The sequence below is a fragment of the Streptomyces sp. NPDC111744 genome, from assembly GCF_055634995.1.
In genome coordinates this window covers 542,785-555,760 of sequence record NZ_JBVKCG010000001.1, presented here as the reverse complement: position 1 = coordinate 555,760, position 12,976 = coordinate 542,785, and the positions used below count along the sequence as shown (strand labels likewise).

Below are 12,976 nucleotides of genomic sequence, written 5' to 3'. Positions count from 1 at the left end.
CGAGTATCACACCGACTGCACGCGTGACCGCGCTGAATGCAATGGACTTCCCTATTCAGGTATCGAAGGGCCGAGGGTTTCATGCGCAAGCTTCACAAGGCCGCGCTCTTTGCAGTGGCGGCCAGCGGACTGTCCGCACTCGGCGGCGGCGTCAGTCATGCCGCTCCCATCGCACAGGGCAGTCCCGCCCCGGCGCCGGCTCCCGAGCAGTTCGCTCCCCAGGCGGCCCCGGCACCTCCTCCCCAGGCGGCCCCGGCGCCCGCTCCCCAGCCGTACCCGCAGGCCGCCCCGGCACCCGCTCCCCAGCCGTACCCGCAGGCCGCCCCGGCACCCGCTCCCCAGCCCGCCCCGGCCCCGCCGCAGACCGGTGGATACGCCTCCAGCACGGCTTCGTCGCAGGGAGTTGCCCAGGCCGACGCCGCACCGTACCCGCAACAGGCCGCCCCGCAGTACCCGCAGCAGGCTCCCCCTCCGTACCAGCAGCAGGCCGCCCCGCAGTACCAGCAGCAGGCCGCTCCGCAGTACCCGCAGCAGGCCCCCCCGCTGCAACAACCGGCCCAGGTGGTGCCCCAGGTCATGCCGCAGGTGATGCCGCAGGTGGCCCCGCAGGTAGCCGTACCCCAGGGATTCGCCCCACAGGCCCCGGCGATCGTCGCCCCGCAGATGAACCCCCAGGTCAATCCGCAGGTGAACCCGCTCCTCAGCCCGCAGCTCGGGTCACCGGGCGTACCGCAGCTCTCCCCGGTCGGCCTCGGACAGGTCGCGGCACCTCCCCTCGGCCAGTTGGGGCTTCCCCGACTCGGCTGACGGCCGCGCCGGTGAACCTTCGCACTCCCACTCGATCTGTCGCAGATTCCAACCGCTAGACCACCAGACAATGGAGAACCCATGCGCAAGTTCCAAAAGGCAGTCCTCGTGGGCGCCATGCTCGGCAGTGTCGGCTCCTTCGGCGGCAACACCGCCTTCGCGCACGACGACACCGGTCGCGACCTCGACATCACGCAGGCCACCGAGTGCCGTTCGCACGACATGAACATCGAAGTGATCGGCAGTGTCGGCGCGCTCACCGGTCTGGCGGGCAACCTGCTGAACGGCGAGGGCAACCCGGGTGCCCAGCAGAGCCACCTCGGTTCCGACATGGGCTGCAACAACCAGGCGCTCTGACACCTCCGTCGCTGCTTGCCCGGCTTGTGCCGCCACCGGCCGACGCGCATCAGCCGTCGGCCGCGTCGATCCGCCGGGTCACGCTCCAGGCTGGTGCACCCATGGCGTCCTGGGACTGGCCAAGTGCCCGAAAAAATACTATTTCTTCAGTTCTGCTTGGATTTCGCCGATCGCGGGTGAGTGCCCGCGACGTGTCTGGAAGGGCAGGGAACCCATGAAACGGGCTACCCGAAACAGTGTGATCGCCTTCGCCGTCGCGTCTGGTGCGATGGCGGTTGCGGGCCCGGCATGGGCCGACTCCGCCGCGGACGGTTCCGCGTCCGGCTCGCCCGGGCTGGTCTCCGGCAACGACATCCAGTTGCCGGTGAACATCCCGGTGAACGTGTGCGGGAACACCGTCGACGTGATCGGGCTGCTCAACCCGGCGATGGGCAACCGCTGCGTCAACGAGGGCGGCAAGGCCAAGGAGGCCAAGGAGGCCAAGGAGAAGGAAGGGGCCGCAGCGGTCGGCAGCGCCCACGACTCGCCGGGCGTCCTCTCCGGCAACAGCCTCCAGCTTCCGGTCGATGTTCCCCTGAACGTCATCGGCAACAGTGTGAACGCGGTGGGTGTCGGCAATCCGGTGTTCGGGAACGAGGGCGTCAACACCTCGGACGACCACCCCGACGAGCCCGTCCGCTCCACACCTCCGCCGCCCGTTCGCCACCAGCCGTCACACCCGGCCAAGGCCCAGCCGATGCCGAAGCCGCCCGCCACCGTCGTGCGGCAGCGGACGACCGGCACACTCGCGCACACCGGAACGGGCAACCCCTGGGCGCCGGCCGCCGCGAGCCTGGCCTCGCTGACGGCGGGAGTGGTGCTGTACCGGCGCTTCCGCCCGAGGACGGTCAGCCACGTGGGGTGACCCCGGCCGCCCCGTCCGACGGAGCGCGGCGGCGATCCCCCCGGACCGCCGCCGCGGCTCACTGCCGGAGCCGCGCCCCGCAGGGCGCCGGCCCTGTTCAGGCGTGCTGCCCCGGTGTGTAGTGCCCCGGCACCAGACGGCAGGTCACCCCGAACCGGTTCCACGCGTTGATCACCGTGATCGCGGCGATCAGCTGCGCGAGTTCCGCCTCCTCGAAGTGCCTGGCGGCCCGCTCGTAGACGTCGTCGGGCACGAAGCCGTCCGTCAGGACGGTCACCGCCTCCGTCAGCGCCAGCGCGGCGAGTTCCTTCTCGGTGTAGAAGTGCCCGGACTCCTCCCAGGCGCTGAGCTGGATGATCCGCTCGACGCTCTCGCCCTGCGCGAGCGCGTCCTTGCTGTGCATGTCCAGGCAGAGCGCACAGCGGTTGAGCTGCGAGGCGCGGATCTTCACCAGCTCCAGGAGCTTCGGGTCGAGGCCCTTCCGGGCGGCGGTGTCCAGCCGGACCATCGCCTTGTACACGTCGGGCACCAGCTCCGACCAGGGCAGACGGGGGGAGTGTTCGGGTGCGTACTCTGTCAAGTGTTCTGTGGTCATATCTTGACCCTAGGAGCCAGGCAGCCCAGGGGTATGGTCCATTTCCATGGAGAAACCATGGGCCACTCTGGGTATCGACCTCCATCTGGAACCGGCCGGTCCGGGCCTGCGCCGGGGCCTGACCGACGCCCTGCGCGAGGCCGTCCGGGGCGGCCGGCTGGTCCCCGGCACCCGGCTGCCCTCGTCCCGGTCCCTCGCCGCCGACCTGGGTGTCGCCCGGAACACCGTCGCCGACGCCTACGCCGACCTGGTCGCCGAGGGCTGGCTCACCGCACGCCAGGGCTCCGGCACCCGGGTCGCGGCCAGGGAGCCGGCGATGCCGCCGGGCCGGCGAAAGGCCACGGCGACCGCCGGTACGACCGCCGAGCGCCCCGCCTACGACCTGCGCGCCGGCTGCCCCGACCTCTCCGCCTTCCCGCGCACCGAGTGGCTCAGGGCGGCCCGCCGCGCCCTCACCACCGCACCCAACGAGGCCTTCGGCTACGGTGATCCACGCGGCCGTGTCGAACTGCGCACCGCGCTCGCCACCTACCTCGCCCGCGCCCGGGGGGTGCGCGCCGACCCCGAACGGATCGTGATCTGCGCCGGGTTCGCGCACGGTCTGAGCCTGCTCGGCCGGCTGCTGCGGGCCCGCGGGGCGGACACGGTCGCCGTGGAGTCGTACGGCCTCGACGAGCACTGGCGGCTGCTGACGACGGCCGGACTCCACACCTGCCCGCTGCCCTTCGACGAACTCGGCACGGACATCAGGGAGTTGGGCCAGGGTCCGGCCGCGGTGCTGCTGACCCCCTCGCACCAGTTCCCGATGGGCGCGCCGCTGCACCACGACCGGCGGGCGGCCGTCGTGGACTGGGCGCGACGCACCGGCGGCATGGTCCTGGAGGACGACTACGACGGCGAGTTCCGCTACGACCGCCGTCCCGTCGGTGCCCTCCAGGGCCTCGCCCCCGACGAGGTGGTCTACCTGGGCACGGCCAGCAAGTCCCTGGCGCCCGGCCTGCGGCTGGCCTGGATGGTGCTGCCGCCGGGCGCGGCCCGGGAGGTGACGGCGGTCAAGGGTGACGTGGACACCTGCGGTGCGCCGGACCAGCTGACCCTCGCCGAGTTCATCACCTCCGGCGCCTACGACCGTCACGTCCGCGCGTCCCGCTCCCGCTACCGGCGCCGCCGGGACGCCCTGGTCGAGGCCCTCGCCGAGCGCGCCCCCGCGATCCGGGTCACCGGCATCGCGGCCGGTCTGCACATGGTGCTGCGGCTCCCGCCCGGCACCCAGGGCCGGGTGATCCGGGCCGCCGCCGAAGACGGCCTCGCCCTCGACGGCCTCACCCCGCGCCACCGCCACCCCGACGCGGCCACCGCACCGCCGGACGCGCTCGTCCTCGGCTACGGCACCCCCGCCGACCACGCCTGGTCGGGGGCGCTGGACATCCTGTGCACGGTGCTGTCGGACCCGGCCGTGATCGGCGTCGAATGACTTCAGACCGTGTCCGCCGCAACACCCGGCGCGATGACACCCCGAGTTCAACGCCCGGCAACGCGCGGAGAGGTGTCCGCCAAGAGGAGCTCCACCTGGCAGTTCTCGATCCGCCCCGCCGGTCGCCGACCTGTGCGGCACCGACGAACAGCGCCGGGACGAGACCGTCGGCGTCGCCCTGGAGGACAGTTCCCGCCTCGGGACGGGATCACGGCCGCGCCGGACCGACCGGCTCGGGCGCCCCGGGGTCCGCGTCATCCTGCGCCCCGGGCGCCTCCCCGAACCGGGCCAGTGCCAGCGCCCCCGCGACGGCCACGGTGAAACCGAGCACCCCGAGCCAGGCGAGTCCCTCGCGGGTACGGTCCCCGAGCCACACCACCCCGACGGCCGCCGGGCCGATCGTCTCGCCGATGACCATGCCCGCCGTCGCCGTGGTCACCGAGCCGCGCTGGAGCGCCGAGGTCAGCAGCAGAAAGGCGCCACCGCCCCCGACAAGCAGTGCGTAGGTCGCGGGGTTGGTGAGCAGTCCGGCCGGCCACAGGGTGTCGATGAGCCGCACCGACACCTCCACCACCCCGAACCCGAATCCCGCCCCGAGGCCCAGCAGCAGCGCCCGCCACCGCCCCGACAGCCGCCCGCCGACGAGCCCGAGCAGCAGCACGCCCACCGCGGTCGCGAGCATGGCGTACTTGAGCGCGTCGGACCCGGCCCGGTCGCCCTCCGGCCCGGATGCCAGCCCCAGCATCGCGAGCCCCGCGCACACCACCCCGACCGCACCCCACTCCAGCCCGCTCAGCCGTACCCGCAGCAGCCGCGCCGCGACCACCGCGGTCACCGCGAGGCTCGACGCCAGGGCCGCGCCCACCGCGTAGATGGGGATCGACCGCAGCGCCAGGATCTGGAACACGAAGCCGAGGCCGTCGAGCCCGAGCCCGACGATGTACCGCCACTGCCGCACGGCCCGGAGCAGCAGCGCCGCCTCCCCGCCCGTGCCGTCACCGGCCGCCCGCGCGGCCACCGCCTGAAGGACCGTCGCCGTACCGAAGCAGATCGCGGCCGCGAGAGCACACACCATTCCAAAGAGCACAGAGGGACTGTAGGTGAAGCCGCACTCGTGCCGGCGCCGGACGTCCGGCCGGTCGCCTGCCTGGGGAGCGGGCTCCCGGTCGCACCCCTTCAGGCGCTCAGGACCCCCCACAACTGCTCAACTCCCCATTCCAGATCCTCCTCCTCGATCACCAACGGCGGAGCGATCCGCACCGTCGCCCCATGTGTGTCCTGCGCCAGCACCCCCCGCTCCATCAGCCGTTCCGACACCACCCGCCCCGACCCCACCCCCGGATCGATGTCCACCCCCGCCCAGAGCCCCCGTCCCCGCACCGCCGTCACCCGCCCGCTCCCGGTGAACTCCGAAAGCCGCCGATGCAGCACCTCCCCCAACTCGGCCGCCCGCTCCTGGAACTCCCCGGTCCGCAGCATCGCGATCACCTCCAGCGCCACCGCACAGGCCAGCGGATTCCCGCCGAAGGTGGACCCGTGCTCCCCGGGCCGGAAAACCCCCAGCACCTCGGCCCGTGCCACCACCGCCGACACCGGCAGCACCCCGCCCCCCAGCGCCTTCCCGAGGACGTACACATCCGGTACGACCCCCTCGTGCTCGCACGCGAAGGTCCGCCCGGTCCGCCCGAGCCCCGACTGGATCTCGTCCGCGATGAACAGCACATCCCGCTCGCGCGTCAGCTCCCGCACCCCCGCCAGATAACCCTGCGGCGGCACGATCACCCCGGCCTCGCCCTGGATCGGCTCCAGCAGCACCGCCACCGTGTTCTCGGTCAACGCGCCCCGCATCGCGGTCAGGTCGCCGTACGGCACGATCTCGAAACCGGGCGTGTACGGCCCGAAGTCCGCCCGCGCCTCCGTATCTGTCGAGAAGCTGATCACCGTCGTCGTACGGCCGTGGAAGTTGCCGCCGGCGACCACCACTTTCGCCATCTCCGCCGGCACCCCCTTCACCCGGTACCCCCACTTCCGGGCGGTCTTCACGGCGGTCTCCACGGCCTCCACCCCCGTGTTCATCGGCAGCACCATCTCCATCCCGCACAGCTCCGCCAACTCCGTGCAGAACGCGGCGAACCGGTCGTGGTGGAAGGCGCGTGACGTCAGCGTCACCCGCTCCAGCTGCGCCTTCGCCGCCGCGACCAGACGGGGGTGGCCGTGCCCGAAGTTGAGCGCCGAGTAGCCGGCCAGGAAGTCCAGGTACCGGCGCCCCTCGACGTCCGTCATCCAGGCCCCGTCGGCCGTGGCGATCACCACCGGCAGCGGGTGGTAGTTGTGCGCGCTGTACGTGTCGGCGGTGGCGATGAGGGCTTCCGTAGTGGTCACGGGGACTCCAGAGAACGCGGCGAGGTGCCCCCTTTACTACCCTCTGCCCCCGCCCGGCTGGTGGACGTCAGCGCCCTCGGATCCGGCGTGCCGGGTAGGGTGACCAGCGGGCCGTGACTGGCGCGCTGGGATGGGACCGACCATCGGGGAGCGGCCCGTGCTGGATCGAGTGCCGTGCGCCTGGGCCGAACCGTGAATGCCGAACGCCATGTCCGGAGGTCCCGAATGTCCGAGCCCCTCTCCACCGAGTCCACCGCGTACCGCGCAGCCCTCGAGGTGATCCGCGCGGTCGAGCCGCGGGTCGCCGACGCCATCGGCCAGGAGGTCGCCGACCAGCGCGAGATGCTCAAGCTGATCGCCTCCGAGAACTACGCCTCCCCGGCGACCCTGCTTGCGATGGGCAACTGGTTCAGCGACAAGTACGCCGAGGGCACGGTCGGCCGCCGCTTCTACGCCGGCTGCCGCAATGTCGACACCGTCGAGGCGCTCGCCGCCGAGCACGCCAAGGCGCTCTTCGGTGCCCGGCACGCCTACGTCCAGCCGCACTCAGGCATCGACGCCAACCTCGTCGCCTTCTGGGCCGTACTCGCCGACCGCGTCGAGGTCCCCTTCCTTCAGAAGGCGGGCGCCCGCCAGGTCAACGACCTCTCCGAGGCCGACTGGGCCGAGCTGCGGCAGGCCTTCGGCAACCAGCGGATGCTCGGCATGTCCCTGGACGCGGGCGGCCACCTCACCCACGGGTTCCGCCCGAACATCTCCGGCAAGATGTTCGACCAGCGCTCCTACGGCACCGACCCGGCGACCGGCCTGATCGACTACGACGCGCTGCGCGCCCAGGCCCGCGACTTCAAGCCGCTGATCATCGTCGCCGGCTACTCCGCGTACCCCCGTCTGGTGAACTTCCGGATCATGCGCGAGATCGCCGACGAGGTCGGCGCGACCCTGATGGTCGACATGGCGCACTTCGCGGGCCTGGTCGCCGGCAAGGTCCTGACCGGCGACTTCGACCCGGTCCCGCACGCCCAGATCGTGACGACCACCACCCACAAGTCGCTGCGCGGCCCGCGCGGCGGCATGGTCCTGTGCGACGACTCCCTCAAGGACCAGGTCGACCGCGGCTGCCCGATGGTCCTCGGCGGCCCCCTCCCGCACGTCATGGCCGCCAAGGCCGTCGCCCTGGCCGAGGCCCGGCAGCCCTCCTTCCAGGACTACGCCCAGCGGATCGTCGACAACTCCCGCGCGCTGGCCGAGGGCCTCATGCGCCGGGGCGCCACGCTGGTGACCGGCGGCACGGACAACCACCTCAACCTGATCGACGTCGAGACGTCCTACGGCCTCACCGGACGCCAGGCCGAGTCGGCCCTCCTCGACTCCGGCATCGTCACCAACCGCAACGCGATCCCGGCAGACCCGAACGGCGCCTGGTACACCTCCGGCATCCGCATCGGGACCCCCGCGCTGACCACGCGCGGCCTGGGCACGGCGGAGATGGACGAGGTGGCGGGCCTGATCGACCGCGTCCTGACGACGACGGAACCGGGCACGACGAAGTCGGGCGCGCCCAGCAAGGCCGCCCATGTCCTGGACGAGAAGGTGTCCCAGGAGATCGCCCAGCGAGCGACGGACCTGGTGGCGGGCTTCCCGCTGTATCCGGAGATCGACCTGGGCTGACCACCCGGTCAGGGACAGCGCCCCCTCAGGGGCGCGGGGCTGGTTCCGATATGCGGCTACCGCCGCGTGGGCGCGACCAGCCCCGACGATCCGCGGTTCCCCACACACCGAAACCACCCGAGCTCTCTGAGACAATGGTGAACATGGCCTCAGATCGACCCCGCGTGCTCTCCGGCATCCAGCCCACCGCCGGCTCGTTCCACCTCGGCAACTACCTCGGCGCCGTCCGCCAGTGGGTAGCTCTCCAGGAGTCCCACGACGCCTTCTACATGGTCGTCGATCTGCACGCGATCACGATCCCGCAGGACCCCGCCGACCTGCGCGCCAACACCCGCCTCGCCGCGGCGCAGCTGCTCGCCGCCGGCCTGGACGCGGACCGCTGCACCCTCTTCGTGCAGAGCCACGTCCCGGAGCACGCCCAGCTCGCCTGGGTCATGAACTGCCTCACCGGCTTCGGCGAGGCCAGCCGGATGACCCAGTTCAAGGACAAGGCGGCGAAGCAGGGGGCGGACCGCGCGAGCGTCGGCCTGTTCACGTACCCGATCCTCCAGGTCGCCGACATCCTGCTCTACCAGGCCCACGAGGTGCCCGTCGGCGAGGACCAGCGCCAGCACGTCGAGCTCACCCGCGACCTCGCCGAGCGCTTCAACGCCCGCTTCGGCCAGACCTTCACCATCCCGAAGCCGTACATCCTCAAGGAGACGGCGAAGATCTACGACCTCCAGGACCCGGCGATCAAGATGAGCAAGTCGGCGTCCACGCCGAAGGGCCTCATCAACCTCCTCGACGAGCCGAAGGTGACGGCGAAGAAGGTCAAGAGCGCGGTCACCGACACCGACACGGTCATCCGCTACGACGTGGTGAACAAGCCGGGCGTCAGCAACCTCCTCACCATCTACTCCACCCTCACCGGCAAGTCGGTCGCCGAGCTGGAGCAGGAGTACCAGGGCAAGATGTACGGCGCGCTCAAGACCGACCTCGCAGACATCATGGTCGACTTCGTGACCCCGTTCCGGGAGCGCACCCAGCAGTACCTGGACGACTCGGAGACGCTCGACTCGATCCTCGCCAAGGGCGCGGAGAAAGCCCGCGCCGTCGCCGCGGAGACGCTGGCCCAGGTCTACGACAGGGTGGGCCTCCTGCCCGCCAAGCACTGAGCGGAGCGCCGGGGGCGTTCAAGGCGCCCCGGGGAGCGCACGGGAGCGCTGCACATCACTTCGGCCACGGCTGCCCGGAAGGCGGCCGTGGCCGTACAGTCGATAGCCGGACGGCCGGGTACGACCCGACACGTGTCCGACCACCACGACCGACCACCACGACGACAGGAGATGACGTGGGGACCGTAACGATCGGCGTGTCGATCGCGGTCCCGGAGCCCCATGGCAGCCTGCTCCAGGAGCGGCGCACGGGCTTCGGCGACGCCGCGGCCCACGGCATCCCCACCCACGTCACCCTGCTGCCGCCCACGGAGATCACCGACGGCCGGTTGGCTGCCGTTCAGGCACACCTCAGCGAGGTCGCCGCGGTGGGCCGGCCTTTCCCGATGCGGCTGTGCGGTACGGGCACGTTCCGGCCCCTGTCGCCGGTCGTCTACGTCCGGGTGGTCCAGGGGGCGGACGACTGCGCCTGGCTCCAGCAGCGGATCCGGGCCGCGTCCGGGCCGCTGGACCGCGAGCTGCAGTTCCCGTACCACCCGCATGTGACGGTCGCTCATGCGATCGACGAGGCGGCGATGGACCGGGCGTTCGCCGAGCTGGCGGACTATGAGGCCGAGTGGCCCTGCATGGGGTTCGCGCTCTACGAGCAGGGTCGCGACGGCGTCTGGCGGAAGCTGCACGAGTACCCGTTCGGAGGCTCCGTCGTGCCGCCTCAGGCGGGGCACGTGGACCGCGGGACGATCGCGAGTCGGTAGCCGGACAAGACCTAGATCGGCAGCCGTCGGAACACCGACCGCGGTGCGTGCCGCAGGGCCGCCATCACCACCCGCAGCGCACCCGGCACCCACACCATCTCCGAGCGCCTGCGCAGGCCCGTCTCGATCGCCGTCGCCACCGCCTCCGGGGTCGTGGCCAGGGGCGCCTCCTCCAGCCCTGCCGTCATCCTCGACCGCACGAACCCCGGCCGTACGACCATCACGTGCACGCCCGTCCCGTGCAGCGCGTCGCCCAGGCCCTGGGCGAACGCGTCCAGGCCCGCCTTGCTCGAGCCGTAGATGAAGTTGGAGCGCCTCGCCCGCTCCCCGGCGACCGAGGACAGAACCACCAGTGAGCCGTGGCCCTGGGTCTGCAGGGCGCGTGCGCTGACCAGGCCCGCCGAGACGGCGCCCGTGTAGTTGGTCTGCGCCACCCGCACGGCCTTCACCGGCTCCCGCTCGTCGGTCGCCTGGTCGCCGAGGACGCCGAAGGCCAGCAGGACCATGTCGATGTCGCCCTCGGTGAAGACCTTGCCGAGGACGGTCTCGTGGGACTCGGGGTCGAGCGCGTCGAAGGCGACGGTGTGGACGTCGGCGCCGAGGGTGCGCAGCTGCTCGGCGGCCCGGTCCAGCGCGGGGGAGGGGCGGCCGGCCAGCCAGACGGTGCGGGTGCGGCGGGCGATCAGCCGGCGTGCGGTGGCCAGCGCGATCTCGGACGTACCGCCGAGGACGAGCAGGGACTGGGGCATTCCGAAGGCGTCCTTCATGACAGCTGACAGCTCCTAGAGGCCGAGGCGGCGGGACAGGTCGGAGACGAACACCCCGTGCGGGTCCAACTCCGCGCGCAGGGCACGGAAGTCGGCGAGCCGCGGGTACATCGCGGCGAGCAGGTCGGGGCGGAGCCGGGCGTCCTTGGCGAGGTAGACGCGGCCGCCGGCGCCCGCGACCTCCTCGTCCAGTTCGTCGAGGAACGCGCCGAGGCCGGGCAGGGCGGCCGGGATGTCGACGGCGAGGGTCCAGCCGGGCACGGGGAAGGAGAGCCAGCCGGGGTCGGCCTCGCCGAAGCGCTTGAGGACGGCCAGGAAGGACGGGCAGCGGCGTTCGGAGATACGGGCCACGATCCGGCGCAGGGCGTCCTCCTGGCCGTATCCGACGACGAACTGGTACTGCACGAACCCGCCGCGGCCGTAGACGCGGTTCCAGTGCGGGACGCCGTCCAGGGGGTGGAAGAACGCGGAGACGCGCTGGAGTTGGCCGGTACGCGCGCGTGGCGCCTTGCGGTACCAGAGCTCGTTGAAGAGGCCGACGGTGGTGCGGCCCAGGAGGCCTTCGGGGACGAACGCGGGGGCGGCCGGGAGCCGACGGGGGCGGAAGGCGAGTGGTGCACGCCCGGCGCGTGAGTCTTCGCCGAGCGCCTCCCGTGGCGCGTGGTCGCCCCGCGTGAGCACCGCGCGCCCGGTCGCCGCCCCGCGCGCCAGCAGGTCGATCCAGGCGACCGAGTAGCGGTAGCGGTGGTCCGTGGTGGTCAGGCGGTTCATCAGGTCGTCGAGGTCGGTGGCGCGTTCGGTGTCGACCGCCATGTACGACGTCTCGACCGGGAGAAGGCGGACGGTCGCCGTGAGGATCACTCCGGTCAGACCCATGCCGCCGGCCGTCGCGTCGAACAGCGGGGTGCCGCGGCTCACCGTGCGGACCTGGCCGTCGGCGGTGAGGAGTTCGAAGGACAGCACGTGACGGGAGAACGATCCCGAGACATGGTGGTTCTTGCCGTGGATGTCGGCGCCGATTGCGCCGCCCACCGTCACCTGGCGGGTCCCCGGGGTCACCGGGACGAACCAGCCGAGCGGCAGCAGTACCTCCGTCAGGCGGTGCAGGGAGACCCCCGCGTCGCACAGGAGGGTGCCGCCGTCGGCATCGATGGCGTGGATGCGGTCGAGGCCCGTCATGTCGAGCACGGCACCGCCGGCGTTCTGCGCCGCGTCCCCGTACGCGCGCCCCAGGCCCCGCGCGATACCGCCGCGTGCCCCGCAGTTCCGGATCGCGTCCGCCGCCTCCTGGTAGGTCCGGGGGCGGATCAGACGGGCGGCGGTGGGGGCGGTGCGGCCCCAGCCGGTGACGGGGACGGTGGTTCCGGGGGGTGCGGACTCGGCGGGACCTGCGGGCCCGCCAGGCTTTCCAGGCATGAGGACGACCGTATCGCTGCCGTATGGGTGTTATGAGTGCTATTGGCGATTGGTTACGGAATATCACCTGACTCCCCGAAACGGGTGATTATCGGAATGTCGCTCAATATGGTCGCAGCTTTGGCGTGGCCAAGGGGAACAGTGAGTCCAATGGACGACATGGACCACCGGATCCTCTCCGCGCTGCATGCCTGCGGTGCCGATCCACGCGTCGCGTCGGCCGCGCGCGGTCTCTCCCTCGCCGGCGAGCACGGCGCGCTCTGGCTCGCGGCGGGCCTCGCCGGAGCCGCCGTGGACGGCGCGCGGCGCGGCGCCTGGTTGCGTGGCACGGCGCTCGTCGCGGGCGCGCACCTCGGCAGCATGGGCGTCAAACGGATCGTGCGCCGTGCGCGCCCCGCGCATGTCCGGCCCCGGGTGCGTACCGCGGGCCGGCACTCCTTCCCCAGTTCGCACGCCACCTCCGCCGCGGCCGCCGCCGTCGCCTTCGGGATGCTCGGCGCGCCCGCCCTCGCGCCCCTGGCGGCCGCCATGTGCCTCTCCCGGCTGGTCGTCGGCGTGCACTACCCGACGGACGTCGCGGCGGGCGCGGCCCTGGGGGCGCTCACGGCGCGCGCCGGGGCGCGCTGGATGCGCGGGGGAGTGCCAGGTACCTCGAATGCGGGGAGGCGGGTGTGACCGAGACCGCGCACGC

The 12,976-nt window shown here is 72.1% G+C and carries 13 protein-coding genes and 1 riboswitch; of the genes, 8 read left to right on the top strand and 5 right to left on the bottom strand.

Translation table 11 applies throughout. The features are described 5' to 3' along the window. Nucleotides 1-81 precede the first annotated feature (81 nt). From ACZ7OO_RS02635 to ACZ7OO_RS02625, 3 genes are all read left to right on the top strand, one after another. Entirely contained in the window at nt 82-807 is a 726-nt protein-coding gene (locus tag ACZ7OO_RS02635; RefSeq protein WP_471500752.1) for a hypothetical protein, read from the top strand. A gap of 81 nt (nt 808-888) precedes the next feature. Beyond that, nucleotides 889-1,164, top strand: a complete 276-nt coding sequence (locus tag ACZ7OO_RS02630; protein ID WP_352222949.1) for a hypothetical protein — start codon at nt 889-891, stop codon at nt 1,162-1,164. Between the two features lie 238 nt (nt 1,165-1,402). Next, entirely contained in the window at nt 1,403-2,068 is a 666-nt protein-coding gene (locus ACZ7OO_RS02625; RefSeq protein ID WP_471500749.1) for a chaplin, read from the top strand. A 97-nt stretch (nt 2,069-2,165) separates the two neighbouring features. Here ACZ7OO_RS02625 and ACZ7OO_RS02620 read toward each other — a convergent pair whose 3' ends face one another. Then, on the bottom strand, nt 2,166-2,663 hold the full coding sequence (locus tag ACZ7OO_RS02620) for a carboxymuconolactone decarboxylase family protein (protein WP_471500747.1): 498 nt from the start codon (nt 2,661-2,663) through the stop codon (nt 2,166-2,168). A 46-nt stretch (nt 2,664-2,709) separates the two neighbouring features. Between ACZ7OO_RS02620 and pdxR the strand changes: the two genes are divergently transcribed. Continuing rightward, nucleotides 2,710-4,137 (top strand): MocR-like pyridoxine biosynthesis transcription factor PdxR, encoded by a 1,428-nt coding sequence (gene pdxR / locus ACZ7OO_RS02615; protein WP_471500745.1) that lies wholly within the window; start codon nt 2,710-2,712, stop codon nt 4,135-4,137. A gap of 208 nt (nt 4,138-4,345) precedes the next feature. Here the strand turns inward: pdxR and ACZ7OO_RS02610 are convergent, their stop codons facing one another. Then, a complete protein-coding gene (locus tag ACZ7OO_RS02610) occupies nt 4,346-5,212 on the bottom strand; it encodes a DMT family transporter (protein WP_471501243.1) in 867 nt (288 codons plus the stop codon). A 101-nt stretch (nt 5,213-5,313) separates the two neighbouring features. Further along, nucleotides 5,314-6,519 carry an ornithine--oxo-acid transaminase gene (rocD, locus tag ACZ7OO_RS02605; protein ID WP_471500743.1) on the bottom strand — a complete coding sequence of 402 codons (1,206 nt, stop codon included), beginning with the start codon at nt 6,517-6,519 and terminating at the stop codon, nt 5,314-5,316. 103 nt (nt 6,520-6,622) lie between these two features. Next, a riboswitch (ZMP/ZTP riboswitch) is annotated at nt 6,623-6,712 on the top strand. Between rocD and ACZ7OO_RS02600 the strand changes: the two genes are divergently transcribed. From ACZ7OO_RS02600 to ACZ7OO_RS02590, 3 genes are all read left to right on the top strand, one after another. Beyond that, nucleotides 6,694-8,190, top strand: a complete 1,497-nt coding sequence (locus ACZ7OO_RS02600; protein WP_471500741.1) for a glycine hydroxymethyltransferase — start codon at nt 6,694-6,696, stop codon at nt 8,188-8,190. It overlaps the preceding riboswitch by 19 nt. Before the next feature lie 143 nt (nt 8,191-8,333). Continuing rightward, on the top strand, nt 8,334-9,347 hold the full coding sequence (gene trpS / locus ACZ7OO_RS02595) for a tryptophan--tRNA ligase (protein WP_471500739.1): 1,014 nt from the start codon (nt 8,334-8,336) through the stop codon (nt 9,345-9,347). 176 nt (nt 9,348-9,523) lie between these two features. Next, nucleotides 9,524-10,102: a 2'-5' RNA ligase family protein gene (locus tag ACZ7OO_RS02590; RefSeq protein ID WP_471500737.1), complete on the top strand. Its 579-nt coding sequence runs from the start codon at nt 9,524-9,526 to the stop codon at nt 10,100-10,102. 11 nt (nt 10,103-10,113) lie between these two features. On the opposite strand, the gene ACZ7OO_RS02585 is transcribed toward ACZ7OO_RS02590, so the two are convergent. Next, nucleotides 10,114-10,869, bottom strand: a complete 756-nt coding sequence (locus ACZ7OO_RS02585; RefSeq protein ID WP_471500735.1) for a decaprenylphospho-beta-D-erythro-pentofuranosid-2-ulose 2-reductase — start codon at nt 10,867-10,869, stop codon at nt 10,114-10,116. 15 nt (nt 10,870-10,884) lie between these two features. Continuing rightward, nucleotides 10,885-12,285: an FAD-binding oxidoreductase gene (locus ACZ7OO_RS02580; protein ID WP_471500733.1), complete on the bottom strand. Its 1,401-nt coding sequence runs from the start codon at nt 12,283-12,285 to the stop codon at nt 10,885-10,887. 150 nt (nt 12,286-12,435) lie between these two features. On the opposite strand from ACZ7OO_RS02580, the gene ACZ7OO_RS02575 reads away from it, so the two are divergent. Beyond that, a complete protein-coding gene (locus ACZ7OO_RS02575; protein ID WP_471500731.1) occupies nt 12,436-12,960 on the top strand; it encodes a phosphatase PAP2 family protein in 525 nt (174 codons plus the stop codon). Nucleotides 12,961-12,976 lie beyond the last annotated feature (16 nt).